We start from the raw sequence: 26,738 nt of genomic DNA, 5'->3' as shown, positions 1-26,738 counted from the left end.
CCTGGCCCTGGCACTTGTAGCGGACTACAAGCTGAGGACCTTTTCCCCTCTGGAAATACCGGAGACCCCTGAGCGAACCACCTCCAGAATAGAGGCATCACCCACCGCCTGAAGGAAGGCGTCCAGTTTATCGCTGGTGCCGGTAATTTGAATCACATACAGCGAGCTGGTCACATCCACAATCTGACCACGGAAAATATCCACGCAGCGCTTCACTTCGGCCCGCTGGGCGCCGGAGGCTTTGACCTTGATCAGCATCAGTTCGCGCTCGATGTGCGCGCCCTCGGTCAGGTCCACCAGCTTGACCACATCAATCAGCTTATTCAGGTGTTTGGTAATCTGCTCGATTTTGTGATCATCGCCAATAGTGGTCAGCGTTATCCGGGAGAGAGTTTCGTCCTCGGTGGGCGCCACGGTCAGTGTTTCGATGTTGTAGCCCCGCTGGGAAAACAGGCCAACGACCCGGGACAGGGCTCCCGGGGCGTTTTCAATCAGTACAGAAATAATGCGTTTCATCAGGTGCGCTCCGTCTTGCTCAGCCACATATCGCGCATGGACCCACTGGGCGCGACGTGCATGGGGTATACGTGTTCACTCTGGTCAACCTGGATGTCCATAAACACCACCCGGTCTTTCATGGCGAAGCACTCTTCCAATTTGGCTTTGAGTTCGTCTTTGCGCGTCACTTTCATGCCGACGTGCCCGTAGGACTCCATCAGCTTGACGAAATCCGGCAGGGTTTCCTCATAAAGGCTCTCGGAATAACGACCTTCGTATTGCATGTCCTGCCACTGCTTAACCATGCCCAGGGCGTGGTTATTCAGGCAGATGATCTTGACCGGCAGGTGGTACTGGGTGCAGGTCGCCAGCTCCTGGATGCACATCTGGATGCTGCCCTCGCCCGTAACGCAGGCCACCATCGCCTCGCGATGGGCCATCTGCACCCCCATGGCGGACGGCAAACCGAAGCCCATGGTGCCCAAACCGCCGGAGTTGATCCAGCGCCGGGGCTTATCAAACAAGTAATATTGAGCGGCGAACATCTGGTGCTGACCGACATCCGAGGTCACGTAGGCATCGCCCTTGGTGACTTCGTGCAGGGTGCGAATAACATCTTGCGGCATAATGGCGTCCCCGTCGGTACGGTAACGCGGGGCGGTATACAGCCCGTGGCGCTGGCGCCACTCGTCAATCTGCTTCCACCAGGCCTTAATGGCCTCGCCGTCCGGCTGCTCTTTGCTTTCCTTGACCATGGCGAGCATTTCCGTGAGAACACTCTCAACGGAGCCCACAATGGGCACGTCCGCCGCCACGGTTTTGGATATGGAGGCCGGATCCACATCGATATGGATGATTTTGGCGTTGGGGCAGAATTTGCTGACCGTATTGGTCACCCGGTCGTCAAAACGCACGCCCACTGCCAGGATGACATCACTGTGGTGCATGGCGGTATTGGCTTCGAAGGTGCCGTGCATCCCCAACATGCCCAGGAATTGCCGGTCGGTGCCCGGATAGCAACCCAGCCCCATCAAAGTGTTGGTTACCGGAAAGTTCAGTCCCTTGGCCAGGTTAGTCAGCAACTCGGAGCCGTTGCCCTGAATCACGCCGCCGCCAGCATAGATAACCGGGCGCTTGGACTCGAGCAGCAACTGAACCGCTTTGCGAATCTGGCCAGTATGACCGCGAGTGGCCGGGTTGTAGGATCGGATTTTGACCTTCTCCGGGTATTCGTACGGAAAAGTCTGGCCCGGAGCGGTAATGTCCTTCGGAATATCAATAACCACCGGGCCGGGGCGGCCGGTGGAGGCGATGTAATAGGCCTTCTTAACGATTTCCGGAATATCGGCGGCGCTTTTGACCATAAAGCTGTGCTTTACGATCGGGCGCGAGACGCCAACCATGTCGGTTTCCTGAAAGGCGTCTTCGCCAATGCGCTCCGAGACCACCTGCCCCGAAATCACTACCATCGGAATCGAGTCCATATAAGCGGTGGCAATGCCGGTGATGGCATTGGTCGCGCCCGGGCCGGACGTCACCAGCACAGTGCCCACTTCACCGGTCGCACGGGCATAGCCGTCGGCGGCATGGGTGGCGCCCTGCTCGTGGCGCACCAGAATGTGCTTAACGTCTTTTTGCCGAAATATGGCGTCGTAAATATGCAGAGCCGCGCCGCCCGGATAGCCGAAAACGTGCTTGACGCCTTCGTCTTTCAAGGCCCGGAGCAGCATATCACCGCCTGATAGCATTTCCACTGGGTAACCTCTCTGAATTGCAATGGATGTATGAGCTTCGCTATCGCACGCAACCACATACCACGAAGCCACGCCTGGCCCGCCCTTTCGGAGCAGGAGGAGTGCATCGTCGCTATGTCATATCGACTCAGTCTGGGGATTCCCCGTCCTCCCGCGCGGGTAGCCATTGCGGGTGGGCTTCGGGCAGGCGACGTAGGTTAACGCGCCTTCGCGGTTGCGGATGGTTCGGAGGCCGGGTCGGCCTTCCGCTGTAGAGACTGGCTCCGAGGTTGTCGGCTCACTCTACGACCCATCTTGCGAACTTCGTATTGTTCGCAAGATAACCGCAAAAGTCAAGAGGATTCAGAGGCTTGGCCAACGAAGTCACATTTCTCAGCGCAAGCGGCGTCAATCCGGGGGCGAATACTTCCTCCAGGGGCGGGAGAGCGCTATAGTGCGCCTATTGCTTCTGTATTTCGATCGTCACACATTGAAAGGGGAAACCCATGAGAATCTGGTTGCCACTCGCCGCGGCCCTGATGACCGGCCTCGCCGCCCTGCCCACTCTGGCGGAGGACGTGTACCGGTGGGTGGATGATGACGGTGTCACCCACTTTACCTCGCACCCGCCCAAAAACCGCAAAGCCGATCAATTACGAACCCAGACCGGACACAGCGAACCGGTGGACTATGCCACCCAATACCCCGAGGAAGAGACGCCGGAACAGGAGCAGCCCCGCGAGGAAAACCGCGGGCCCACCCAGGCCGAGCGGGACGATGCTTGTCAGCGGGCCAGGGAGAACCTGCGGTTGTTGGAGCAGGGTGGCCGCATTGCGGAGGAAACCGAGGATGGCAGCCGCCGCTACCTGAGCGAAGAAGACAAAGCGGAGCGCGCCGAACGCGCCCAGCAAATCGTCGAGGAAGCCTGCTAAGCGCTAGCTTCCTCCCTCTTCATCGGGCCCCATTACTGCGGAGCCCGCTTCTCAAAGGCCAGCCTGTCCCCTTTTAAGACCGCGTGGATATTGTCCCCCGGAACAAAGCGCCCTTCGAGGATCGCTTGCGCCAAGTGATTCTCAACCTCCTGTTGAATGGCGCGCTTGAGCGGACGGGCGCCATAGACCGGGTCAAAGCCGGCCTCTGACAACTTGTCCATCACGTCATCATCCAGGCTCAACGTCAAGTCACGCTCCGCCAAGCGCTTGCGCAACTGACTGAGCTGAATATCGGCGATACCCCGAATCTGTTCGCGCCCCAGCGGATGGAAGACCACCACTTCGTCTACCCGGTTGATAAACTCGGGGCGGAAATGCCCGCCGACCACCTCCATTACCGCGGCTTTCATGGCTTGGTAGCGGTTTTCGTTGCCGAGGGAGTCTCCGGTTTGCTCCTGATCGAAGCTGACCGTGTCGTAGGAGCGGTCTTCCGCCAAGTCCTGGATGCGGTCGGAACCCAGGTTGGAGGTCATCACGATTACGGTGTTGCGAAAGTCCACGGTCCGGCCCTGCCCGTCGGTCAGACGGCCGTCCTCCAAAACCTGCAATAGAATGTTGAACACATCCGGATGGGCCTTCTCCACCTCATCCAGCAGCAATACCGAGTATGGACGCCGGCGCACGGCTTCGGTCAAGTAGCCCCCCTCTTCATAGCCGACATAACCCGGGGGCGCCCCGATCAGGCGAGCGACGGAGTGCTTTTCCATAAACTCGGACATATCAATCCGCACCATGGCTTCCTGGCTGTCGAACAGGAACTCCGCCAGGGATTTGCACAACTCGGTTTTGCCCACCCCGGTTGGGCCCAGAAAGAGGAACGAACCATTGGGCCGGTGGGGGTCGGAGAGGCCCGCGCGGGAGCGGCGCACCGCGTTGGACACGGCCACGACGGCCTCGTCCTGGCCGATAACTCGCTTGTGTAGCGCCTCCTCCATTCGCAGGAGCTTATCGCGCTCGCCTTCGAGCATTTTGGCCACGGGAATGCCGGTCCACTTGGAGACCACTTCGGCAATTTCTTCCTCGGTAACCCGATTGCGCAGGAGCTTCATCTCCATCATTTCGACCTGGCTGGCCATATCGAGCTGCTTCTCGAGTTCCGGAATCACCCCGTACTGCAGCTCGGACATGCGCCCCAGGTCACCGGCGCGGCGAGCGGCTTCCATATCGAGCCGGGCTTGCTCGAGGTTACTTTTGATTTCCTGAGAGCCCTGAAGCGCCGCTTTTTCGGCGCGCCAAACTTCGTCCAGGTCGACATACTCACGCTCAAGCCGGTCAATATCCTCTTCGATTTTTTCCAGGTGTTTTTTGCTCGCTTCGTCCTCGTCCTTCTTCACCGCTTCGCGTTCGATTTTCAGCTGAATCAGCCGACGCTCAAGGCGGTCCATTTCCTCCGGCTTGGAGTCAATTTCCATGCGGATACGGCTGGCCGCCTCGTCGATTAGGTCGATGGCTTTGTCGGGGAGCTGGCGATCGGTGATATATCGTTGAGATAATTTGGCGGCGGCGATGATGGCCGAGTCGGTAATATCGACCCCGTGGTGTACTTCGTAGCGCTCTTTGAGCCCCCGGAGAATGGCGATAGTGTCTGCTTCGCTGGGCTCATCCACCAGTACTTTCTGAAAACGCCGTTCAAGCGCCGCGTCTTTCTCAATATGCTGGCGATATTCGTCCAGCGTTGTGGCGCCGACGCAGTGCAACTCGCCTCGAGCCAAGGCCGGCTTGAGCATATTGCCCGCGTCCATGGAGCCCTCGGCCTTACCGGCACCAACCATGGTATGCAGCTCATCAATGAACAGAATGACCTGGCCTTCTTCTTTGGACAGCTCCTTCAATACCGATTTCAAACGTTCTTCAAAGTCACCACGGAACTTGGCCCCGGCAAGCAAGCTCCCCAAGTCGAGCGAGAGCAGCCGCTTGTTCTTAAGCCCCTCGGGCACCTCGCCATTGACGATCCGCTGGGCCAGCCCCTCGACAATGGCCGTTTTGCCCACACCGGGCTCGCCGATGAGAACCGGGTTGTTCTTCGTGCGCCGCTGTAGAACCTGAACGGTCCGGCGAATTTCATCGTCCCGGCCGATCACCGGATCCAGCTTGCCGGCTTCCGCCCGGGCCGTCAGGTCGAGGGTGTATTTTTCCAGGGCTTGGCGATTGCCCTCGGCATCGGCATCATCCACGGTTTCTCCGCCGCGCACTTTTTCGACGGTTTGCTCCAGGCTTTTGGCATCGCCAAACTGTTTCAGCAGCTTGCCGAGCGAGCTTTCTCCATCCAGCATGGCCGACAATAGCACTGATTCACTGGAGACAAACTTGTCCCCCGCTTTTTGCGCCCGGCGGTCCGCCAGGTTGAGGACACGCCCCAGCTCCTGGGACATGCCCACCTCCCCGGTGGGATTCTGGACTTTTGCCAGATTTTCAAGCTGCTTACCTAGCTCGTTGCGCAGGCCGGTCATATCGAAACCAGACTGGGCCAGGAGCGAACGGGTCGTTCCGCCCTGCTGATCCAGCAGGGCCTGCAATAAGTGGTAGGGCTCCAGTTGGCTGTGGTCGCGCCCGACGGCCAGAGACTGGGCGTCCGACAAGGCTGTTTGCAGTTGGTTGGTTAGTCGATCGATTCGCATGGATGTGGTGCCTCACTCAATACCGTTGGCTATTACCGCTTATGGTTTAAAGAATGGGGGCGCCGGGGCGAAAAGCAAGGGATGGGGGCCGTCTTTGGATCAGGGGTTGATCCAGATCAAACTGGCCATACGACCGGTTTGTCCATCCCGCCGATAGGAGTAAAAAAGGTCATCCTGAGCGCCGGTACAAAAATCACCGCCATGGATTTGGGAGACACCCAACGCCGTGAGCTCGGCCCGGGCCAGGGCGTATAAATCCGCCTGAAAATGCAGAGGCCGATGCCCGGGCTGAAACGCCGCCGCCATGGCGTCGGTATGAGCTTCACTGCGGGCCGCCTCGAAAAAGGCTTCCAGCACCTCCACCCCGACTTCAAAACGGGGCAGGGAAAGCGCGGGGCCGAGGTAGGCCATCAGCTCTGCCGACGGTTCGCTGAAACGCGCAACCCCCGCCGCCAGTATGCCTCCCGCCAGGCCCCGCCAGCCCGCGTGCAGGGCGGCGACGCGGGTGCCCGCCCGGTTGCACAGCAGCACGGGCAGACAGTCCGCGGTCAGCACCGCACAGGCAAGGCCCGGCTGGTCGGAAAAGACCCCGTCGGCGGTTCGAACCCGGCCGTCATCTTTTGCCTCTACCACGGAGGTCCCATGAATTTGCTCCAACCACTGAGGCTCCCGGGGTAGTTGGAGTGTTTCCCGAAGCAGCGCGCGATTATGGCTCACGCGCGTTTCGTCATCGCCCACGTGGTGGGCGAGATTCCACTCACTGTAAGGCGGGTGACTGATCCCACCTCGGCGGGTGGTGATGGCGGCCTTGACGCGCGCCGGAGCGGGCCAGTCCGGGACTATCAACTCTGGTGTGGGCATTGGAAGCGTCCTGTCATTAATCAGTTCAGCCGGTGGTAGCGGCCCTTAATCAAACGCCAGCGTACCTCATGTTCAACGGCCCGCTACCCGGCTTTAAGTGCCTCAAGCAGCGACTGAAAGTCTTCGGGTAAAGGGGCTGTCCATTCGCAGTACTCTCCGGTCACCGGATGCTCCAGTCCGAGACTGGCCGCATGAAGAGCCTGTCGGGGGAAGCTTTTGAGCGTCTCGATCAAATCATCACTGGCGCTTTTGGGGATTTTAAAGCGCCCGCCATAGACCGGATCCCCCACCAGCGGGTGACGTATATGGGCCATGTGCACGCGAATCTGGTGGGTCCGTCCGGTTTCCAGCTTAACCCGGATATGCGTATGGGAGGGGAAGCGCTGCACCAGCCGATAGTGGGTGACGGCGCGCTTACCGCCCTCTTCCACCACCGCCATTTGCTTGCGCTGCTTGGGGTGGCGGCCGATACGGGCCTCCACCGTTCCGCCACCGGTCATGGTGCCCACCGCCACCGCTTCGTACTCGCGGCTAACGATTCGCTCTTGCAGCTGATCAACCAGATCGGTGTGGGCGGAAAGCGTTTTCGCCACCACCATCAAGCCGGTGGTGTCTTTGTCCAAGCGGTGCACGATACCGGCCCGGGGAATGCCCTCTATCGTCGGGCAGTGATGCAGAAGGGCGTTCAACAGCGTTCCGGTGTGGTTGCCGGCCGCCGGGTGCACCACCAACCCGGCCGGCTTGTTGATCACCAGAAGATCTTCGTCCTCGTAGACAATGTCCAGATCGATTTCCTCGGGCTCCCACTCGCCCTGGGGCTCCAACTCGGCTTCAAGCTGGAGCTCCTCGCCGCCGATCAGGCGCTCTTTGGGCTTGGCCTTGCGCCCGTTCAGCGTCAGTTGCCCGTCCCGAATCCAGCTTTGAAGACGGGCGCGCGAAAACTCCGGGAACAACCCAGAGGCGACTTGGTCGAAACGCATGCCGCCCATATCGGGGGGCACGCGAGCACTTTGTTGCAATTGATCCGCCATTGGGCGCGATTACCTCTACATTATGGCGCGCGGGCCCGCTTTCTGGGGCGCTTTGGTATCCGCACGCTCTGTGTTTTAATAGCCCGCTGTTCCAGGGGGCCGACACTGGGCCAACTGACCTTTAAATCGTGAACGAGTTTTGAACCCTATGCGCGTCCTGCAACTCCTGATGATCGGCGGCCTCCTGGCATTGGTCGCCTGCTCCAATACCGACCAGGAACCCGAGTATACCAGCGAGGCCGACCTTTATGAGGCCGCGCAGGAACAAATGAACCGCAGCCAGTGGGAAACCGCCATCAGCAATCTGCAGGCACTGGAGGAAAATTTTCCCTTCGGCACTTACGCCGAGCAGGCGCAGTTGGAGCTGATTTACGCCTACTACCGCTCCGGTGACCCCTCCATGGTGGCCGCCACCGCCGACCGCTTTATACGCTTGCATCCCCAGCACCGCAATGTGGATTACGCCTATTATATGAAGGGGCTGGCCTCGTTTACCGAAGGGCGCGGCATGTTCGAGCGGGTTCTACCCACGGATTTAACTCAGCGCGACCCGGGCGCCGCGCGGGATTCTCTGGAGCATTTCGCCCAGCTGCTGGAACGCTACCCGGACAGCATTTACGCGTCCGATGCCAAGCGCCGCATGCTCTACCTGCGCAACCTACTGGCCCGTTACGAAGTTCACGTTGCCAACTATTACTTCAAGCGCGGCGCCTACATGGCCGCCACCAACCGCGGGCGGTACGTGCTGGAAAACTACCACCGGACCCCGGCGGTGCCTGACGCCCTGGCCGTGCTGGTACAGGGGTATCACCTATTGGACATGCCGGAGCTGTCTGATCAGTTCCGGGAAATGCTGGCGCTCAACTACCCGGACCACCCGGCGCTGAACGAGGACGGCAGTTTTGACTACCAGTACAGTGCCGACAGCGGCGAACGCAGCTGGCTGAGCCTCATCACGTTCGGCTTGTTCGACAAGCGTGAGCCCTCCGGCTTTGATAGCCGCGAGCAGTACAATCCCGAGTATAAAGAGAAGGAGCCACCGGCACCGCCGTCGGAGGTATAAACCAGCCGGGCGACCGGATAGCACCGGCGCTTCAATGCGTCGGGCGATCCGGCCAGTATCTCAAGGTTATTCGCCCAGCTTCCAGCCCGAGGTAATCGGGTAGCGGCGGTCCCGCCCAAAGCCCCGTTGGGTTATGCGCACGCCAACGGGCGCCTGACGACGCTTGTATTCGTTGATGTCCACCAGCCGGACCACCCGTTCCACATCCTCTCGCTGAAATCCCTTGGCAATGATGGCTTCCGCGCTCTGGTCGTGCTCGACGTATTGTTCCAAGATTTGGTCCAGCTCGTCGTAGGGCGGCAGGCTGTCCTCGTCTTTCTGATCCGGCGCCAGCTCGGCCGAGGGCGGCCGGCTGATGACTCTGGGGGGGATCACCTCCTCGGTGCGGTTACGATGACGGGCGAGCTCGAACACCAAGGTTTTGGGCACATCCTTGAGGGCGTCGAAGCCCCCCGCCATATCGCCGTAGAGCGTGGAGTAACCCACGGCCAGCTCACTTTTATTGCCCGTTGTCAGCACCAGATCGCCGTTCTTGTTGGAGAGCGCCATCAGTATCACCCCGCGACAGCGGGCCTGGAGGTTCTCCTCCGTCGTATCCTGGCTCTTACCTTCAAACATGGGGGCGAGCGTCGTCATAAACGCCTCGTACATCGGTTCGATGCTGAGGGAGTGGTATGGGACACCCATTCGCCGGGCCTGCTCCGCGGCGTCCGTCTGGCTGATTTCCGCGGTATAGCGAAAGGGCATCATGACGGCGGTGACCCGCTCCGGGCCCAATGCGTCCACGGCGACGGCCAAGGTCAACGCCGAGTCGATGCCCCCGGAGAGGCCCAGCACCACGCCCTTGAAACGGTTTTTGTTGACGTAATCCCGGGTGCCGGCCACCAGCGCCTGATAAACCGATTCCAGGTCTTCCTGTTGCGGTGCCATGGCCTGATGGCCCACGTGAAGGGCGCCCTCGTGCCAGCTGGTTTGAAGCAGCTCGAGGGACTCTTCCCAGGCCGGAAGACGACGGCAAAGCTCGCCCTGACTATTTACCGCGACGGAGCCGCCGTCGAAAACCAGCTCGTCCTGCCCCCCCACCTGATTGACGTAAACGATGGGCATGTGCCCCTGCCGGGCCCGTTCGGCCAGCAACTGTTCCCGTTCTCGCGGTTTTCCGCGATGAAAGGGCGAGGCATTGAGATTAAGCATCAATTTGGCGCCCGCCTCCCGGGCCTGCTCCACCGGCCCCGGCTGCCAGATATCCTCGCAGATGGTAATGGCCGTCGGCACGCCCTTGAGGTCGCAGACGCAGGCACTATCGCCTGGGACGAAATAGCGAACCTCATCAAACACTTGGTAGTTGGGCAGGCATTGCTTGGCGTACTCACACACGAGCTCGCCTTGCTCAATGACACCGGCCATATTAAACACCCGGCCGGCCACCACCCGCGGATACCCCAACACCAGGGTAATTTGCAGGCCCGCCTGTTTTAGCTGCTCCAGCGCCCGGTCGATACGAAGCGCCAAGCTGGGGCGAAGCAATAAATCTTCCGGAGGATAGCCCGAGAGGGTCAGCTCGGGGAAGAGGATGACATCGGCGCCCAGGGCTTGAGCGCGTTCGGCATAGGCTTTTACCTTCTCGGTGTTGCCGGGGATGTCCCCCACCAAGGGGTTGATTTGAGCCAGAGCAATACTCAAAGTTGACATAATGGGGTCCGTGTCCTGATAAACTGCTATCGATTGATAACCGTATTGTCCGCCAAAAGCCTCTCGGACGCAAAACGCCAACGCCGAACTCGAGCCAGCCATGCCACTGACTAACCCCGTCATAAACCGGACTTCCAGTTACAGCAACTACGACTTGCTGCGGGTGTATACCTATTACCGGACGCTCCTGGGGAGTTTGCTGCTGCTCATGTTTCAGGGAGATGTGGCGCCCAACATTTTGGGTAACGACCATCCGGATATTTTCCTATACACCTCCATCGTCTATACCGGCCTCAACATCGTCACCCTGGGGCTTTTATGGCGCGTGAAATTTTTGCCCTCGGACCGGCAGTCCTTTGTGTTGCTGGTAATCGATATGGCGGCCATCGCCTTGATGATGTTTGCCAGCGGCGGCGCCCTGAGCGGTTTGGGCTACCTGCTGCTGGTCGTGGTCGCCGCCGGGGGCATGCTCTTGCCGACACAGCTGGCCATACTGCTGGCCGCCCTGGCCAGCATTACCGTCATCGGTGAGAGCGTTGCCCGCTTGTGGCTATTGTCGATTGATAACCGGACTCTGTTTTCCGCCGGGACGCTGGGGGCCTTGCTGTTTATCACCGCCCTGACGTTTCAGTATTTGGCGAGAAAGATCCGCACCAGCACGCAAGAGGCCCTGGCCCAGGCCAGACAAGCGGAACACCTTCAGCGTCTGGCACAGCTAATCGTGGAACGAATGCGCACCGGCATTATCGTGTTGAACCGGGAGCAAAATGTCGAATTGTTAAATCACTCCGCCAGCGCGCTACTGGGTATTCGTTCTCCCGAGAAACGGCCGCTACGGCTGGAGGACTTACCCGCGCTGAAGACCCAGTTTGAGCGCTGGCGAGCCGATGCTCGCACCTCATCCGTAATCACAATGGAAGATGCCGCCAACAGCGAAGTCAAAATCAATTTTGCCGCTCTGAACCCCGACGACAATACCGAGGAGACTCTGGTCTTTGTCGAGGACCATCGCCTGATTACCCAGCAGGCGCAGCAGCTGAAACTGGCCTCACTGGGTCGACTGACCGCCAGCATCGCGCACGAAGTGCGCAACCCCCTGGGCGCCATCAGTCACGCCAGCCAGCTGCTCGGCGAGTCCGACCAGCTTCTGGACGGAGACCGACGGCTCTTGCAAATCATCGACAGCCACAGCAAACGTGTAAACCAAATTATTGAGAATGTTCTGCAACTCTCTCGCCGGCGCAACGCTCAGCCGGAGCGCTTGGCGCTCGAGGAGTGGCTGCCGGAGTTTATAAACGAATATCGGCTCACTCAGAGCGAGCCTTGCGAGCTACCCCTGGAACTGAGCGAGCCGAACATTGTGACCAAGTTCGATAAGGGGCAGCTCCAACAGGTGCTCACCAACCTGTGCGACAACGGCCTGCGCTACAGCAAAGCGGTAACGGGGCAACCGAAGGTCAAGCTGGAAGCGGGCATCGACCACCGCAAAGAACAGCCTTATATCCGTGTGATCGACTGGGGGCAGGGCATCGCGAAAGAGAAGCAAAAACACATCTTTGAGCCCTTTTTCACCACCGAGAATACCGGGTCGGGCCTGGGGCTTTATATCTGCAAGGAGCTTTGCGAAGCCAACCAGGCTCTAATACACTACCAACGTACAGATAAGGGGTTGAGCTGTTTCCACATCCAACTAGCCCACCCGGAACGGGCCCTGTAGTTTTCAGCTCCCTTTTCTTAGTAGATTGCTCCACACATAGAACAGGTTGATTATGAGCCACCACCGCGTTTTGGTTATTGACGATGAACCCGATATCCGGGAACTGCTGAGCATCACTTTAAGCCGCATGGGGCTGGAAGCTGACAGTGTGGAGAACCTCGCTCAAGCCAAAACCCAGTTAAACCATACGGACTACGACCTGTGCCTGACCGACATGAGGCTGCCCGACGGCAACGGCTTGGAACTGGTCGAACATATCCAGCAACACTACCCCCGACTCCCGGTAGCGGTCATTACCGCCTATGGCAGCATTGACCTGGCCATCGAATCCATGAAGGCCGGGGCCTTTGACTTTGTCTCCAAGCCCGTGGATTTGGCTGCCCTGCGCAACCTGGTCACAAGTGCTATTCAATCCAGCCAGCTGCCTCCGTCGCCCTTGCCAGAGGACTGTCCGATTCTCGGCCAATCCAAGCCCATTCAGAACCTGGTGGCCAGTATCCAAAAGCTGGCGCGCTCTCAGGCGCCGGTCTACATATCGGGTGAATCCGGCGTGGGCAAAGAACTGGTGGCACGCTCCATCCACAAGCTCGGCCCACGTTCAGGCGGCCAGTTCGTCGCCGTCAACTGTGGCGCCATCCCCCGTGAACTAATGGAAAGTGAGTTCTTCGGACACAAGAAAGGCAGCTTTACCGGCGCCCACCAGGACAAGGCAGGCCTGTTTCAGGCCGCCGAAGGCGGTACGTTATTTCTGGATGAGGTGGCCGACTTGCCCCTGGATATGCAAGTAAAACTGCTCCGAGCAATACAGGAAAAGGCCATCCGCCCCGTAGGGGGGCAAGGTGAGGTAAAAACCGATGTGCGCATCCTCTGCGCCACCCACAAAGCGCTGGATAAAGAGGTTCAGGAGGGCCGGTTCAGGCAGGATTTATTCTACCGGCTCAACGTCATCCAGCTCCGCGTGCCGCCCCTGCGTGAACGCCGGGAGGACATCCCCATGCTGGCGCGCCACAGCCTGGAAAAAATGGCCAAGGAGGTCAACTTCCCCACCCCTCAACTCAGCCAGGCGGCCATGAAACAGCTGGGCGAGTATCCCTTCCCCGGCAACGTGCGCGAACTGGAGAACATCCTGGAGCGCGCCTTCACGCTTTGCGAAAGCACGGTCATTGATAAAGACGATCTACACTTGCCCGAACAGCCCACCGCGCTTGAGCCCCCCGAGGGGGAAACCCCGCCGGCCAATGAGGATCACGCCGACCGCTGCGCCGACTACCCCTCTTTGGACCACTACCTGCAGGAGATTGAAAAGGACATTTTGTGCAAAGCGCTTGAGCAGGCCAAATGGAACAAAACCCAGGCTGCGAAGAACCTGGGTATTAGTTTCCGGTCACTGCGGTATCGGTTGCAGAAATTGGGGTTGGATGACGACTAAAGCTTCCCCTGAGACAGGCTGAGGTTACCAGCATGCCTCAGGGCTACGAGTCCCCCTATGGTTTAGAGTCATTTCAGTATCACAGAGATCATCACTGGTTTGAGGCGCGGCGATCGCCGTCGCCGTCAGAGTGTAGGTGGTCGCCGTGTCATCGCTGATTGTAACCTCATAATAACCCTCCGCCGACTCAATGGCTGCCCCCCCCTCCGTAAGCTGTTCATAGACCGTACAGTTGTCGTCGTTATACCGAGAGTAGCTGGTATAACATCGCTGTAGACGCTGAGCGGTATCGCTCAGCGTGACACGCGCATCGGAGCGGTTACTCCGAATAACCTGATTTTGATAGGAACTGTAGGCAATTGCAGCCAAAATCCCCAGAATGGCCACTACAATCATGACTTCGATTAAAGTAAACCCATTTTGATTTCGTTCATTCATAACGTTCATCCGGCAGTTCTGTAATTACTGAAGCTGGCGCCACGACTGGCGACCCAAGGCGTCCCCTGGAATGTTTAGATCTTCCTCGTCTGGCTTGAGATCTTTCTCCTCCTTCTCCTCACCGCCAGATGTATTGATCAGCAGTTTGCCTTCTTTGTCATCTACCAGCGTAGATGTCAAATCACCCGGTATCAGGTCTTCAAACCATTTATTTTCGTCGAGCAACGTTTTGTCCACGTACCGGTCGCCTATCGCCTCCAGCTCCATTAGCCAGCTCTCACCGCCACGCTTACAGGCCTCTTGAGAGGGAATCACCGTGGCGAAAATAAGCCGATCAAACATCAGCAAAGGCTTATTGACCACCCTCTCGCCGGTAATCAAATCCAGGTCCATAAACCAGCCATTAACCGAACCGTTCTCCCAGTCCGGCCCATCTTCCCCTTCGCCCGACACCTTACGCGTTCCATCAGAAACGCTCATATGTTTATCATGCAACACATTCGCTCGACCGCCCACGGTATAAGTTATTGGCGTCCCCAAGTCGGCAATCGCGTAAAAACTATTAACGTGCTCGCTAGCGCCCGGAACATTGTCATCGACATCAAAATACTTTCCTGTTCCAAAGTACACCATAATCACTCCATCCGAGGTTTCGCTGACATGTTTCTTGTGCGAGTTAAAACCTAATGTCGGGGAGCCCGTAATGGGTTGAGCGTTTCCGCCGGCATCCCTAGCTTCAAACAAGGGCTGCCCGCCCAGACCAACGTCCCACCCGTCCTGGTTAGTACCTGAGAGATCAAACACCCACATATTGCCGCTAAGATCACCGGCATACGCTTTATAGATTTCGCCAAAGGCATCACCCAGCAGAGCAACGCCGGACAGCCCCGCCCCAGCTTCGGTGTCGATAACACGCGTGTAACTGCTCAATGGATCTTCCAGGTCGATGACAAATAACTGAGACGCTCCTGCATCGGCCCCATTTCCAAAGACCATTGCCCAACGGCCATTGGCCATGCGAGCGATTTGGGGGGGCTCCATTACATAACCCAGCTCACCTTTCGCGCTCAGCTCACTTACACTCAACTCGAACAATAGCTTCGGGTCATCTGGAGACGTGACATCAAGAGCGAATACGGATTTTCCGCCCGCCCCAAGGGTGCCAACCAGCACGCTTTTCCACTCACCATTGACATAGGCATCGCCCACCGCCAGCGGGCCATCCACGGTGTACTCATGGGTCAGGTGAGCCAGGCCGTAATCCGGGTCTACCAATTTCGCTAGCTTGGAATAAACGCCGTTGGGCACGTATGCAAACCGCTCACTAAGCGCTTGGGGCCCTTCGGCATAAAAGGCGTGCAACATACCGTCATTGGCTCCCACAAACAGGGTCGGCGTCTGAGTGCTCTTGTACTCTACGAAATCCGCATACTCATCTCCGCCTTGATCGTCCGGGAGCAGCGAGTAGCCGTAATCTCGTCCCCCCAAGTAAACCGGACTTGAGTTTACAACATCCCCCAATAACCTTTCGCGCTCTCTAAACTCTTCCTGTCCCTCCAAAGAGCGATCTCCGGCAAGCCACAGGGAGCGATTAACTCCCACAGCCTCACCATCTCCGTCCATTAGGAGGGTTTTCTGTGTATCCGATAGAGAGCCCCAAGTAAAATCGGTTAACTTTCCGCCATCATCAGGACTATAAGTATATAAGTCACGCCCGGCATTGGATGTCTGCATCCGGCTGTCAGTGGAGAAAGCCGCCTCGTCGGAAATAACCACGTCCTGTTGAACTTCAAAAGCACGAATGGCTCCAGACCAATCATCGCTATCAAAAAGCGCCTGATAGATATAGCCCCCCTCTTGTAGACGCGTCGAGTTGGTCGCCACTGCAGAAGCCGTCCCTACGCCAGACACCAAGTCATCAATCGCCTCACCTAAGGAGACTTTTAACTCAACCGGGTCTCTCGCAAAGTAATAGTTTTCGGCGTCAGAATCTCTAATCGCTGTATCTGTCGCCGAGTCATCTTTATAGCCACCCCACTTTGCGGCGTAATACAAAGGCTGCCGAAGAGGCTCGGCGCTGGAATTCTTTATGTCATAAACAACCTCATTATCTGTCCTGGTTCGAGACAGATCGGTATTACATTGCCCCTGTTCACCCGAGTAACGACAGCTACAGTTTGTGTGGCCATTTGGCTGCAGGGTACAGCTCGTACCGTAGGTATAGTTATTGATCCCGGCATGTACCTTGAAGCCTTCTTCCTCGGTACCACTTAAGATGTAGCCAAACCCCATTTGGCCGCCACTGGATTGCGCCATCACTTCGGTTCGAACAGAAAGCTCATCCGCAGTCAGCGTGTAGTCGATTACGCCCCACATATCCTGGTCAAAATCGCCCCCCTGTTCACTGTCTTCCCAGTTCACATACAAGCTGCCCGACCTTTGAGTAACGTTATCGCCAGTACCCGTTTCATCTTGTTCGATAATTTTAAAGTCAACAATCGCGCAGTTACCCTGCGGGCTTAATCTCCGATCCCGACAGGCTGGCTGAATATTAATCGTTTGGTTCTCGGTACCCGGAACTAGAACCGTCACGCTGGGTACCGCCGGAGCCAGGGCGACACCGTATGTGGTTACCGGCTCAGTTCGAGTGGTTGCCAAGCTGGAAATCGGGAGTGCCTCAGTCCGAGCATAGCTGGCCAGGCCCGCGATGTGGTAACTTCCCTCCAACCGTGGGGCGTCAGGGCAAGTACCTCGGACCTTGGCGAGGCTGTTTACCAGCTTGGCGGTACAAAGCTGGTCCTGAGCATCCTTCTTCTCGGAGTCAAGTACTTCCCCGACAAAGTACTGATTTCCCGTAATGCCTTCCAGGTCGCCGACTTCTTTAGTGGCAGTATGTACGTTGGGCAACCCGATGTCCGTCGCGGCGCCCGCCCCGAGGCCATCATACGAACTGGTAGAGGCATTAAACTGAATCACCCCAACTGGCGCACAATAATTGTCCTCTCCAATTGGGTCATTCCACGAAGCCGTGTTCAGGCCTTCAATTCGATCACTGTCGTCAACGTTATAGGCCGGCGTGGGGTCCAAGCCCACCAGGTAGCGCAACGACTCCAAATAAATTTCTGACTGAGGGTTACCCCAGTTAGTACAGTCTCCATCGTCGAATGAGCTTCTTGCCCATATGCAATTGTCACTGCCACTTGTGCCGTGGTAAGTGCCATTGTCAAACCGATATCCATAGATTCTCAGTTTATCCAAGGTTTGAATAATGCTGCCAACACTCTCACCTTCCGCTTCGCCCGGGTCGACAAACACCCCATTTTCCGGGTTAATTTCATCCTTAATGCTTCCAATATTCTTTCGCAGAACACCGCCCGATTTGTTTTTCCCATAGGAGCCCGTCATCAAGCCAAAATGGACACTGTCGTTATCACCTTTCTCCTGCAGCAAACCAACGGGTTTCCAGCTCCCATTATACGACTTGCAGTCACCTCGGTCGTATTCCTTATCGCACGTTTTTACCCGTACATTATAATCCGACAGACCAAGCGAGACGTCCGCTTTGTTGGGACTATCCGAGTAAGCATGTATTCCTGAGCGCGACGGGTCATTACCGTTCTTTCCCTGGTTGCCAGAAACGTTTTCCCCCCACCGGCACTGCCAGCGCTCGTTACTGGCCCATAAAGAATAGTTGCCCTCAACCACCTTAAGCAGCGGGGCGGAGTCAACATTCTGCGAAAGCTGACTTCGGTTACTCGGATCTGTTGTATTACAAAAGGTGATTCCAGTGGCAGCGGTATTTTCTAGCCCTGTTGTGACTGAGAAAGGCGTTAACCGCGCAACATCGGCTCCGTTATAATATTTTGTAAAGGAGTGGGCATCATTGGGCAGAAAGGCTCGCTCAAGGACCGTCTCATCTTCAGTGTCCGTGCTCCGAAGACCGCCGTAAAGAATTTTTCGAACGGCATCCATGCGCGTCATAGTCGCCCAATTCAGAAAGTTGCCGCTCCACTCGCTACCACTCCCACCCTGGTTACAGTAGCCGTCACCATCAGCCTCTGAGGTTGGCTCAAATCGCGCGTTTCGGTAGGTATAGCAAACGTCGCTGGCAAAGTAACCATAGTAGGGGTAAGAAAGAGAGTGAACGTAGGTGTTATCAGGGATCCCATCCTCATCAACATCGCTATAGTCATCGTATAGTTTGAAGAACAGCTGATGATCATTGGACATGTTCAACATCGCCAGCGGTCTTACCGGCTGGGACATGAACAAGGGGGACTGTGCGGGTTCCGCTGCCGCAACAACGTGGCTGAAGCCGACGGACAGGGATGCGACCATGAGCGACCACGCCGCCACAGGCAGGCTCTTTTTAAACAAATACCGGACCATGATGCCCCCTGTCAGTTCTTTCTATAGGTTGATTGAACAATGACTTCTGCCTGCCCCGACCCACTTTGGCCGCGACCTGACACTCTAAAATAATCCATATTCAATGCGCCTCCCTGCAGAATGCCCGCCTGATCCAGCGCCCCCCCCGTGGCCTTATTGGCGTTAAAAGAGAGTACTGTTAGCTCTTCCACCACATAGCGTGGCCGAAGTTCCTCGGGAATATTCTCAAGTTCCAGCGCCGCCTGAACAGCGTTGTCTTCCCACTGCTCATCTGACCAACCCGCCACTGGCGGCAGGAGCGCTCCGGGCTGCAGAAGGTCTGGCTCCAACCCCAGAGTGGCACCACTGAAATCGAGCGTTTCAACGTTGTTATCCTGTACCAGCGCCTCTCCCACCCGAAGCGCCGCCTCCGCCGACTGGAACGCCAGGTTGCGCTCTCGCATATTGCCCGCCATGGTTTCCTGCAGACTGGAACCTCGAATGGCTGCCATCCCAACAATTGTCATCAACAGGAGCATGATCAGCCCCATGATCAGAACCGCACCCTGTTGGGCGTTCGCACTGTTTTGAATACTGGTTTTCAACATGCTTTCACCTTCAGTCCAGTCGTCCACGAATCCCGACGGTGCTCGTAAAGACCTGCCTCATTCGACGATCCTCAATTCGTTCGTCGTCAACATCTTCGCCGTCAAAACGGTAAGGCTGCGGCTCGTCGACGACATTCTCTTCAAGGCTTTGCATCAAAAGCGCCACCCTCACTGCCTGGACATTTCCCCAATTATCGTCACCCACTTCATTATAATCTTGATACTCATCCGGGATACCGTCGCCATCCGTGTCAACCCCGAAGCCAACTTTCATGTTTTCCACGCCCTCGATTAGCTCCGCAGCCTCTCCGTCCTGTTCGCGCCACAAACTTCTGGTACCGGGCACGCCGAATTCACTGTCGGCGATGTAATAAGTCAGGGTGCTCATCTTCAGAACCTCAGAGCCGGGGCCAAATTGCTGCCCGCCTAGTTTGGAATCCAGATTCTTGGGTTTGCCATCAACGTTGGCTTGAGAGTGGACGATCTTTGAACCCCCTCCACCGACGTTCTGGAAGTTGGTTACCTGAAACACCCGCCCCTGGGTACAGTCGGAAATCACGACCGTATCCCCGCGACACACTTCCCCTACGCAGTCGTCCTCCTCTTCCACCGCCACTTCAATATTCGCGTTGTTTCCTGTGGGGTTAACAATAGGCATGGACGTATTGCCCGCCCGGCGAATGACTAGCACTTCAGAACCATCGGCTACACCGACATCGCCCATGGGGTGATCGTCGCTTGAGTAGCCTCTAATGGAAGTATCAAAATCGTACAGGTAGCCTCCATCCTGTTCGATGCCCATTTCTATTTGCTGAGTGGACTCTCTGCTGGCGCATCCGCGATACCCGGCCATACGTATGTCTTGAGATAGGAATTCAACCGCCATGCGGCCACTCTCCTGGATTCTCGAAACCGCTTGTTGGGTAGTAAACGTCGTACGGCTGGTTATAAACATTTGTACGACACCCGTCATAAGCACAATCCCCAGAGTCAAGGAGATCATGAGCTCAATGAGCGACAACCCCTGCTGTTTTCTCATCATGCTTTGCCTCCTCAAACCCGAGAGCTGTACGTGAACACGGTGTAACTGGGCTCTCCCGCGGGTTCACCCTCTTCCGGTTCGTCAGTTTCTATCCAACGCAAACGCACCGTGCATAGGTTATTGTCGCATTCGATTTCACCATCTCCACCGGGCAGTAACCGAGCCGCTTGTGCCAGCCACGCTCGCATATCTTGCGCCGCGAGAGCGTTGCCATTGGGTGCCTCGTCGTCAAATGCCAACCCGTCGTAATCATCTACATTTTCTCGATTGATTCGAATCCGGTCGAGGACGTCGTAAGCGAGGACATTCGCCTGGGAGCGAAGATAGGCACTGTGGTTGAACGCCAGAGACCGGCTCTGCAAAGCCCCCATCGCGAGAAGAGAGGTCGCCAGGATCATTACCGTCACCAAGACCTCAATCAGTCCCACACCTTCCTGACGCTTCAGTGATTGCATTCCGGTCATTGTCGTCTCCTAACAACCAGTCGATTGAGAGTTAATGGAACCTGCGATGCTGACGCGAATAGCGCGAGCCGCATCGCCCACGCACTCCTCATGGCGGGCCACGGCCGTGACTGGCACATTATCCGTGCGGGCAAGAGCTCCCATTGAGTTGAACCGAACGTGTTCCACTGCGGCACCACGGTTCACCTCTAGACTCATCTCCCCCTCAAGCGGCTCTCGGATGCGCAGTATATCGGCCTGGTCGTCAATTGTCGGAGTATCGCCAGTTTCGCCGTCGGGGTCTCGGTCAATAAAAACCAGCCAGCCGTTGGCCCAGTCGTTGGCACAATCCGTTTGCGCCGCATTACTCGCACACACCGAAACAATACCCGAACGCTTCACAGCTTCACTACGGGCAACACTGAGGGCGGTAACAAACTCCTCCCCCAGCGCCATAGAGCGATTGTTTCGAATTTGGCTTGTAAAGCTAGGTACGGCGACGGCGAGGATAATTGCCAGAACGGCAAGGGTCACCATAAGCTCTATCAGCGTAAAGCCGGCGGTGCCGGCTCGGTTTAAGTGGCGCATATAACCGTATCCTGTTTTTTTAAGACCTCGAACGCCTGGGAAACCACCACTCCTGGATCCACTCTGGACGAACGAAGGCACAGACCTTATAGTATGAACGCTACCACAGCGCGGTTTTGAGCTGTGAGCTATCCGCGACATGTGGTCACCAAGGATGAATGAACGGCAGGCCCTGTGGGGCCTGGAAAACTCAAGGAGGAAAATTATGCCACAGCGTGGATTGACGCTTCTGGAACTACTTCTCACTCTAGTTGTGCTCTCTGTTCTGCTGAGCGTGGGCCTTCCCAGCCTGCAGGCCCAGATCGAGCGCACCCGCACCCTGACTCTCACCCAAAACCTTCAGACCGCCATGCAGGCGACCCGCCAACGCGCGATCAGCCGCAATGGGCGTGCCACGTTGCGGCCGCTCGGCTCTTGGGAAAGCGGCTGGGAGCTATTTGACGACGCTAACCATAATGCCCAGCGCGACCCTGGCGAAACACTGGTGTTTTCCCATCAAGTTGACAGCGACGGCGTGTCGATCAAGGGGAATGACCGGGTGGATCACTACATTTCCTATGTGGGGACGGGGGAGAGCCGCCACGCGACGGGAACACCAAGGGGAGGCTTTCTGGCGGGGACCATCACGCTATGTAGCGACTCGTCCGGCGCCCATTATAAGCTGGTCCTGGCCCGAATGGGCCGGGTTCGGCGGGAGGCCATTGAGGCGGATGAGTGCGAGGGCGCCTGAGGGGCTGCGCTCGCTAGCGCAGCTCTCGGGGTAGGCTGAAGCTGATGTTCTCCGGGATACCGGCGGTTTCCTCGGCGGTGTGGGCGCCCACTCCGCGCAAGCGCTCGACCACCTGTTCAACCAGCACTTCGGGAGCGGAGGCCCCAGCGGTAATGCCAACGCTTCGCTTGCCTTCAAGCCATTGTGTCTGTATGCATTGGGGGCCGTCTATGAGGTAGGCTTCGGTACCGCAGCGTTCAGCCAGCTCGCGGAGCCGGTTGGAGTTGGAGCTGTTGAGCGACCCCACCACCAGCACCAAGTCGCATTCCAGGGCGAGCTGGCGCACGGCATCCTGGCGGTTGGTGGTGGCGTAGCAAATATCATCTTTACGCGGGCCCTGGATGTTGGGGAACCGCTCTCGAAGCGCATCGATTACTCTGGCGGTGTCGTCCATGGAGAGGGTAGTCTGGGTGACGTAAGCCAGGTGATCCGGGTCTCGCACATTCAGGGACCCGGCGTCCTTCTCGTCCTCCACCAGGTAGATGGCGCCGCCATTGCTGGTGTCATATTGCCCCATGGTGCCCTCGACTTCGGGGTGGCCGGCGTGGCCAATTAGGACGCACTCACGCCCCTCGCGGCTGTAACGGGCCACTTCTATATGCACCTTGGTCACTAGCGGGCAAGTCGCATCGAACACCTGAAGCCCTCGGTCTTTCGCTTCCTGTTGCACCGCTCGGGACACGCCGTGGGCGCTGAAAATCACGATGACATCGTCGGGCACCTGTTCGAGCTCCTCCACGAACACCGCGCCGCGCTCGCGCAAGCTGTCGACCACAAACTTGTTGTGGACGACCTCGTGACGAACGTAAATCGGTGCGCCAAAGACGTCCAGGGCACGATTGACGATATCAATCGCGCGATCAACGCCGGCGCAGAAGCCGCGGGGGTTGGCGAGCTTGATTTGCATAGATTGAAACACCTGTGGGGTCCGCGGGCAGCGCCCGCTTGGAAACGCAAATTCAGTGTACCTGAGCTGGCTCCACGTTCAAAATAGCCACATCGAATAAGATATCGCGCCCGGCGAGGGGGTGATTGAAGTCGATGACCACCTTTTCGTCATCAAACTCGCTCACCACGCCGGGGAGCTCAGCCTTCTTGGCATCGGCAAAGGAGAGCATCAGGCCCTCCTCCAGCTCGATGTCATCGCCAAATTGGTCCCGGGGAATTTCCTGAATGTTGCTGGGATTGTGTTGGCCGAACCCGTCTTCCGGGGCGATGGTCAGCACCTGTTCGTCGCCGGGCTTGAGCCCGAAAAGCGCTTGCTCAAAGCCCGGCAACAGGTTGCCATCGCCCACGGTAAAAACGGCGGGGTCTTTACCGTAGGTGGAGTCGATCTCCTCGCCGTCTTCCAGGCGCAGGGCGAAGTGCAATGTGACAGTGGTGCCAGGCCCAATGGGCAGTTGTTCAGTCATGGCGTTTGTCCTTACCCAGAAGCATATCGAGAATCAGCAGCGCGGCCCCGACGGTAATGGCGGAGTCGGCAATATTGAATGCGGGCCAGTAATGGTCTTTGTAGTGCACCACAATAAAATCCACGACGTGGCCAAGCATGAGGCGATCGTATAGGTTGCCGATGGCACCGCCCAAAATCAGCGCCAACGCGAGCGCTTCATAACGTTTTTCGGCCACGCGCGCCAGCCAGACCACCAGTATGACACTGACTACCGCCGCCACAGCGGTAAAGAACCACCGCTGCCAACCCCCCGCTTCGCTCAGAAAGCTGAAAGCCGCCCCGGGGTTATGGAGCAACGTAAAGTTGAAAAAGGGAGTGAACACCACTGGGTCACCATAAGTGAGCGTGGCGGAAACCCAGTATTTACTGATTTGGTCCAGCACGATCACAATCAGGGCAATGGCGTACCAGCGCCAGGCGCGACGGGGGATAGTTACAGGCATAGTGTGTCTGTTCCAACATTGGTATTGCGGACGCCGAGGGCGAGCTCGATCAGCGGCGGGTGCGCTTTGCTTACCCGCCCTACGGGCGATCCGGGGAGGCGTTTGTGCCTGATCATGCGTAGTGGCGCTCTTCGCCCTGGCCTTCAACATTGTCAACGCAGCGGGCACAAATGTCCGGGTGTTTCGGGTCACTGCCCACATCCGCGCGGTGATGCCAGCAGCGGTCGCACTTGTCGTAGGTCGCCTTTTCGACCGCCACTTTGAGGCCTTCAATATCGGTCAATTCCGCTTCGGTGGCCTCCTCCTGCGGGCGAACCTGGGCGGTGGAGGTAATCAGCACAAAGCGCAGTTCATTGCCCAGTTTTTGCAACACGCGCCGCAGCTCCTCGTTGGCGAACAGCGTCACTTCCGCCCCTAGCGAGCCGCCGATGGCGCCAGCGGCGCGCTGAGTTTCGAGGACCTTGTTGACCGCATCCTTCACTTCCGCAATACGGTGCCAGTCTTCAACACTGAAGTCCGACTCTTCCGCCTGCGGGAGCGCGTACCACTCAGCCGCAAACACCGGCCCTTTGTGCTCGCCCGGCAGCAACGGCCAGATTTCATCGGCGGTGAAGCTCAGGATCGGAGCAATCCAGCGCACCATGGCTTCCACCACGTGGTAGAGCGCCGTCTGGGCCGAGCGCCGGGCCCGGCTGTCGGACGGCGTGGTGTACTGGCGGTCCTTGATAATGTCCAGATAAAAACCGCCCAGATCCACCACACAAAAGTTGTGCAGCTTCTGGTAAATCAGGTGGAATTGGTAGTTGTCATAGGCGCTGATGACTTCCTCTTGAAGCTCGCCGGCCCGACGCACGATCCACCGGTCCAGAGCAACCATTTCCTCCGGCGCCACGGCGTGCTCGTTCGGCTCGAAGCCGTTGAGGTTGGCGAGCATAAAGCGGGTGGTGTTGCGAATCCGGCGGTAGGAGTCGGCGGTTCGCTTGAGGATCTCATCAGAGACGCTCATCTCGCCACTGAAGTCCGTGGCCGCCACCCAGAGCCGCAGCACATCCGCGCCCAGTTCTTTCATGACTTTCTGGGGCGGAATCACATTGCCCACGGATTTGGACATTTTCCGGCCCTGGGCGTCCACGGTAAAACCGTGGGTCAACACGGTTTTGTAGGGCGGCTTGCCGTTCATGGCCATGGCGGTTTTCAGGGACGACTGGAACCAACCGCGATGCTGGTCGGAACCTTCCAGGTATAGGTCCGCCGGGTAGCGCAGGTTGTCCCGCTGCTCCAAAACCGCAAAGTGGGTCACGCCGGAATCGAACCAAACATCCAGGGTATCGGTTACCTTCTGATAATTTTCCGCATCGGCACCCAGGATTTCAGCCGCGTCCAGTTCAAACCAAGCGTCCATCCCCTCCTTTTCCACCTGTTGGGCGACAGCCTCGATCAGTCGAGGGGTGTCGGGATGCAGGTCGCCGGTCTCTTTGTGCACGAACAAGGCAATGGGCACGCCCCAGGTGCGCTGACGGGAGATGCACCAGTCGGGGGAGGAGGCCAGCATGGAGTCGATCCGCGCGCGGCCCCAGTCGGGGACCCACTGCACGTCGTCCACCGCATCGCTAACCTGCTCGCGCAGCTGGTTTTTGGTCATGCTGACAAACCACTGGGGCGTGGCCCGGAAAATCAGTGGCGTTTTGGTGCGCCAGCAGTGGGGGAAACTGTGGGTGATTTTGCCTTGAGCCAGCAGTGCGCCCTTTTCTTCCAGCAAGGCGACAATTTTTTCGTCCACTTTGTACACATGCTCGCCGGCAAAGAGTTCGACGCTATCGCGATAAACGCCGTTGTCGTCGATATAGTTCAGCGTTTCAATGCCGTACTTCCGCCCCACCACAAAGTCGTCCATGCCGTGGTCGGGCGCGGTGTGAACGCAGCCGGTACCGGCGTCGGTGGTCACGTGATCACCGAGAATGACCGGCACCTGACGGGAATAGAACGGATGTTGAACCTGTAGGTTTTCCAGTTCTTTGCCGGGCGTACGGCCCACGATCTCATAATCCTCCACCCCGGCGCGCTGCATCACGGACTCCACGAGCGCTTCGGCCATCAGCAGACGCTCCTGCCCCACTTGGACAACGGCGTAGTCCAGCTCGGGATGCACGCTCACCGCTTGGTTGGCGGGGATGGTCCAGGGTGTGGTGGTCCAAATAACCAGGGAGACGTCGCCTTTTCCGGTCAGGCCGGTTACGGCGTGTTCCAGCGCGTGCTGGTCGGTGAAGGCGAACTTCACGTCGATGGAGTAGGAGGTTTTGTCCTGGTATTCGACTTCGGCTTCGGCCAGGGCGGAGCCGCCCACGACGCTCCAGTAGACGGGTTTGAAGCCTTTGTGCAGGTGGCCTTGATCGGCGATTTTGCCGAGCGCCCGGATGATGTCGGCTTCGAATTTGTAGTCCATGGTGAGGTAGGGGTTGTCCCACTCACCGAGTACGCCCAGGCGGATGAAGTCTTCTTTCTGGCCTTTGACTTGACGCGCGGCGTAGTCCCGGCATCGTTGCCGGAAGGTTTTGACATCGAGTTTGGTGCCGGCTTTGCCGTGTTTCTTTTCGACGTTGTGCTCAATGGGCAGGCCGTGGCAGTCCCAGCCGGGCACGTAGGGGGCGTCAAAGCCGCTGAGGGTTTTGCTTTTGACGATGATGTCTTTCAATATTTTGTTGACGGCGTGGCCGATGTGGATGTCACCATTGGCGTAGGGGGGGCCGTCGTGCAGGATGAACGGTTCGCGACCGGCCCGGGCCTGGCGAATTTGTTGGTAGAGGTTGTCTTTCTGCCAGCGCTTGAGCATTTCGGGCTCGCGCTGTGCCAGGTTGGCCTTCATGGCGAAGGCGGTGTGGGGCAGGTTCAGTGTCGCTTTGTAGTCGCTCATAGTCGTCTGCTTCAAATGCCAAGTCTGGACGTTGTTCGTGG

Annotated in this window: 21 protein-coding genes; 5 read left to right on the top strand and 16 right to left on the bottom strand. The window is 57.8% G+C overall.

What is annotated here, in order from left to right:
• Positions 1-24: 24 nt before the first annotated feature.
• Both ilvN and AAE514_RS08830 read right to left on the bottom strand, forming a co-directional pair.
• Positions 25-516 (bottom strand): acetolactate synthase small subunit, encoded by a 492-nt coding sequence (gene ilvN / locus AAE514_RS08835; RefSeq protein ID WP_347331165.1) that lies wholly within the window; start codon positions 514-516, stop codon positions 25-27.
• Complete coding sequence (locus AAE514_RS08830; RefSeq protein WP_347331164.1) at positions 516-2,252, bottom strand: acetolactate synthase 3 large subunit; 1,737 nt, start codon at positions 2,250-2,252, stop codon at positions 516-518. Before AAE514_RS08830 ends, ilvN begins: the two co-directional genes overlap by 1 nt.
• A gap of 485 nt (positions 2,253-2,737) precedes the next feature.
• Between AAE514_RS08830 and AAE514_RS08825 the strand changes: the two genes are divergently transcribed.
• Positions 2,738-3,163: a DUF4124 domain-containing protein gene (locus AAE514_RS08825; RefSeq protein ID WP_347331163.1), complete on the top strand. Its 426-nt coding sequence runs from the start codon at positions 2,738-2,740 to the stop codon at positions 3,161-3,163.
• Positions 3,164-3,195: 32 nt separating this feature from the next.
• Here the strand turns inward: AAE514_RS08825 and clpB are convergent, their stop codons facing one another.
• From clpB to rluD, 3 genes are all read right to left on the bottom strand, one after another.
• Positions 3,196-5,841, bottom strand: a complete 2,646-nt coding sequence (clpB, locus tag AAE514_RS08820) for an ATP-dependent chaperone ClpB (RefSeq protein ID WP_347331162.1) — start codon at positions 5,839-5,841, stop codon at positions 3,196-3,198.
• A gap of 99 nt (positions 5,842-5,940) precedes the next feature.
• Positions 5,941-6,702 (bottom strand): peptidoglycan editing factor PgeF, encoded by a 762-nt coding sequence (gene pgeF, locus AAE514_RS08815; RefSeq protein WP_347331161.1) that lies wholly within the window; start codon positions 6,700-6,702, stop codon positions 5,941-5,943.
• Positions 6,703-6,785: 83 nt separating this feature from the next.
• The gene (rluD, locus tag AAE514_RS08810; protein ID WP_347331160.1) at positions 6,786-7,733 is read right to left on the bottom strand and encodes a 23S rRNA pseudouridine(1911/1915/1917) synthase RluD; all 948 of its coding nucleotides are present in this window, start codon (positions 7,731-7,733) and stop codon (positions 6,786-6,788) included.
• 148 nt (positions 7,734-7,881) lie between these two features.
• On the opposite strand from rluD, the gene AAE514_RS08805 reads away from it, so the two are divergent.
• Complete coding sequence (locus AAE514_RS08805) at positions 7,882-8,796, top strand: outer membrane protein assembly factor BamD (protein WP_347331159.1); 915 nt, start codon at positions 7,882-7,884, stop codon at positions 8,794-8,796.
• A 66-nt stretch (positions 8,797-8,862) separates the two neighbouring features.
• Here the strand turns inward: AAE514_RS08805 and AAE514_RS08800 are convergent, their stop codons facing one another.
• A complete protein-coding gene (locus AAE514_RS08800) occupies positions 8,863-10,488 on the bottom strand; it encodes an NAD+ synthase (protein WP_347331158.1) in 1,626 nt (541 codons plus the stop codon).
• A 100-nt stretch (positions 10,489-10,588) separates the two neighbouring features.
• Between AAE514_RS08800 and AAE514_RS08795 the strand changes: the two genes are divergently transcribed.
• Positions 10,589-12,205 carry a sensor histidine kinase gene (locus tag AAE514_RS08795; protein WP_347331157.1) on the top strand — a complete coding sequence of 539 codons (1,617 nt, stop codon included), beginning with the start codon at positions 10,589-10,591 and terminating at the stop codon, positions 12,203-12,205.
• Between the two features lie 52 nt (positions 12,206-12,257).
• Positions 12,258-13,634 (top strand): sigma-54-dependent transcriptional regulator, encoded by a 1,377-nt coding sequence (locus AAE514_RS08790; RefSeq protein ID WP_347331156.1) that lies wholly within the window; start codon positions 12,258-12,260, stop codon positions 13,632-13,634.
• A gap of 24 nt (positions 13,635-13,658) precedes the next feature.
• On the opposite strand, the gene AAE514_RS08785 is transcribed toward AAE514_RS08790, so the two are convergent.
• The 6 genes from AAE514_RS08785 to AAE514_RS08760 are packed head-to-tail and all read right to left on the bottom strand — an operon-like array spanning position 13,659 to position 21,121.
• Positions 13,659-14,072, bottom strand: a complete 414-nt coding sequence (locus AAE514_RS08785) for a type IV pilin protein (RefSeq protein ID WP_347331155.1) — start codon at positions 14,070-14,072, stop codon at positions 13,659-13,661.
• Positions 14,073-14,096: 24 nt separating this feature from the next.
• Complete coding sequence (locus AAE514_RS08780) at positions 14,097-18,428, bottom strand: pilus assembly protein (RefSeq protein WP_347331154.1); 4,332 nt, start codon at positions 18,426-18,428, stop codon at positions 14,097-14,099.
• Between the two features lie 44 nt (positions 18,429-18,472).
• Entirely contained in the window at positions 18,473-19,048 is a 576-nt protein-coding gene (locus AAE514_RS08775; protein ID WP_347331153.1) for a pilus assembly PilX family protein, read from the bottom strand.
• 10 nt (positions 19,049-19,058) lie between these two features.
• Positions 19,059-20,090, bottom strand: coding sequence for a PilW family protein (locus AAE514_RS08770; RefSeq protein ID WP_347331152.1), 1,032 nt, complete (start codon positions 20,088-20,090; stop codon positions 19,059-19,061).
• Positions 20,091-20,101: 11 nt separating this feature from the next.
• A complete protein-coding gene (gene pilV, locus AAE514_RS08765) occupies positions 20,102-20,554 on the bottom strand; it encodes a type IV pilus modification protein PilV (protein WP_347331151.1) in 453 nt (150 codons plus the stop codon).
• 9 nt (positions 20,555-20,563) lie between these two features.
• Positions 20,564-21,121, bottom strand: coding sequence for a GspH/FimT family pseudopilin (locus AAE514_RS08760; protein WP_347331150.1), 558 nt, complete (start codon positions 21,119-21,121; stop codon positions 20,564-20,566).
• A gap of 205 nt (positions 21,122-21,326) precedes the next feature.
• Here AAE514_RS08760 and AAE514_RS08755 point away from each other — a divergent pair, with 205 nt between their 5' ends.
• Positions 21,327-21,851: a GspH/FimT family protein gene (locus AAE514_RS08755; protein WP_347331149.1), complete on the top strand. Its 525-nt coding sequence runs from the start codon at positions 21,327-21,329 to the stop codon at positions 21,849-21,851.
• A gap of 13 nt (positions 21,852-21,864) precedes the next feature.
• Here AAE514_RS08755 and ispH read toward each other — a convergent pair whose 3' ends face one another.
• From ispH to ileS, 4 genes are all read right to left on the bottom strand, one after another.
• Positions 21,865-22,797, bottom strand: coding sequence for a 4-hydroxy-3-methylbut-2-enyl diphosphate reductase (gene ispH / locus AAE514_RS08750; RefSeq protein ID WP_347331148.1), 933 nt, complete (start codon positions 22,795-22,797; stop codon positions 21,865-21,867).
• A 52-nt stretch (positions 22,798-22,849) separates the two neighbouring features.
• On the bottom strand, positions 22,850-23,302 hold the full coding sequence (locus AAE514_RS08745; protein ID WP_347331147.1) for an FKBP-type peptidyl-prolyl cis-trans isomerase: 453 nt from the start codon (positions 23,300-23,302) through the stop codon (positions 22,850-22,852).
• Complete coding sequence (gene lspA, locus AAE514_RS08740; protein WP_347331146.1) at positions 23,295-23,786, bottom strand: signal peptidase II; 492 nt, start codon at positions 23,784-23,786, stop codon at positions 23,295-23,297. The genes AAE514_RS08745 and lspA overlap by 8 nt, the downstream gene beginning before the upstream one ends.
• A gap of 112 nt (positions 23,787-23,898) precedes the next feature.
• Complete coding sequence (ileS, locus tag AAE514_RS08735; RefSeq protein WP_347331145.1) at positions 23,899-26,697, bottom strand: isoleucine--tRNA ligase; 2,799 nt, start codon at positions 26,695-26,697, stop codon at positions 23,899-23,901.
• Between the last annotated feature and the right edge of the window lie 41 nt (positions 26,698-26,738).

Source organism: Marinimicrobium locisalis (genome assembly GCF_039822625.1).
In the GTDB taxonomy this organism is placed as follows: Bacteria; Pseudomonadota; Gammaproteobacteria; order Pseudomonadales; family Cellvibrionaceae; genus Marinimicrobium; species Marinimicrobium locisalis.
This window is presented reverse-complemented; position numbering and strand designations above follow the sequence as displayed.

Bases quoted from the DNA above. Each gene is read 5' to 3' on its own strand.
- clpB (WP_347331162.1), bottom strand. From the start codon at position 5,841: ATGCGAATCGATCGACTAACCAACCAACTGCAAACAGCCTTGTCGGAC.
- ilvN (WP_347331165.1), bottom strand. From the start codon at position 516: ATGAAACGCATTATTTCTGTACTGATTGAAAACGCCCCGGGAGCCCTG.
- AAE514_RS08770 (WP_347331152.1), bottom strand. From the start codon at position 20,090: ATGATGAGAAAACAGCAGGGGTTGTCGCTCATTGAGCTCATGATCTCC.
- AAE514_RS08785 (WP_347331155.1), bottom strand. From the start codon at position 14,072: ATGAATGAACGAAATCAAAATGGGTTTACTTTAATCGAAGTCATGATT.
- pilV (WP_347331151.1), bottom strand. From the start codon at position 20,554: ATGACCGGAATGCAATCACTGAAGCGTCAGGAAGGTGTGGGACTGATT.
- AAE514_RS08790 (WP_347331156.1), top strand. From the start codon at position 12,258: ATGAGCCACCACCGCGTTTTGGTTATTGACGATGAACCCGATATCCGG.
- lspA (WP_347331146.1), bottom strand. From the start codon at position 23,786: ATGCCTGTAACTATCCCCCGTCGCGCCTGGCGCTGGTACGCCATTGCC.
- ileS (WP_347331145.1), bottom strand. From the start codon at position 26,697: ATGAGCGACTACAAAGCGACACTGAACCTGCCCCACACCGCCTTCGCC.
- AAE514_RS08805 (WP_347331159.1), top strand. From the start codon at position 7,882: ATGCGCGTCCTGCAACTCCTGATGATCGGCGGCCTCCTGGCATTGGTC.
- rluD (WP_347331160.1), bottom strand. From the start codon at position 7,733: ATGGCGGATCAATTGCAACAAAGTGCTCGCGTGCCCCCCGATATGGGC.
- AAE514_RS08755 (WP_347331149.1), top strand. From the start codon at position 21,327: ATGCCACAGCGTGGATTGACGCTTCTGGAACTACTTCTCACTCTAGTT.
- AAE514_RS08775 (WP_347331153.1), bottom strand. From the start codon at position 19,048: ATGTTGAAAACCAGTATTCAAAACAGTGCGAACGCCCAACAGGGTGCG.
- AAE514_RS08760 (WP_347331150.1), bottom strand. From the start codon at position 21,121: ATGCGCCACTTAAACCGAGCCGGCACCGCCGGCTTTACGCTGATAGAG.
- AAE514_RS08800 (WP_347331158.1), bottom strand. From the start codon at position 10,488: ATGTCAACTTTGAGTATTGCTCTGGCTCAAATCAACCCCTTGGTGGGG.
- AAE514_RS08795 (WP_347331157.1), top strand. From the start codon at position 10,589: ATGCCACTGACTAACCCCGTCATAAACCGGACTTCCAGTTACAGCAAC.
- pgeF (WP_347331161.1), bottom strand. From the start codon at position 6,702: ATGCCCACACCAGAGTTGATAGTCCCGGACTGGCCCGCTCCGGCGCGC.
- AAE514_RS08745 (WP_347331147.1), bottom strand. From the start codon at position 23,302: ATGACTGAACAACTGCCCATTGGGCCTGGCACCACTGTCACATTGCAC.
- ispH (WP_347331148.1), bottom strand. From the start codon at position 22,797: ATGCAAATCAAGCTCGCCAACCCCCGCGGCTTCTGCGCCGGCGTTGAT.
- AAE514_RS08825 (WP_347331163.1), top strand. From the start codon at position 2,738: ATGAGAATCTGGTTGCCACTCGCCGCGGCCCTGATGACCGGCCTCGCC.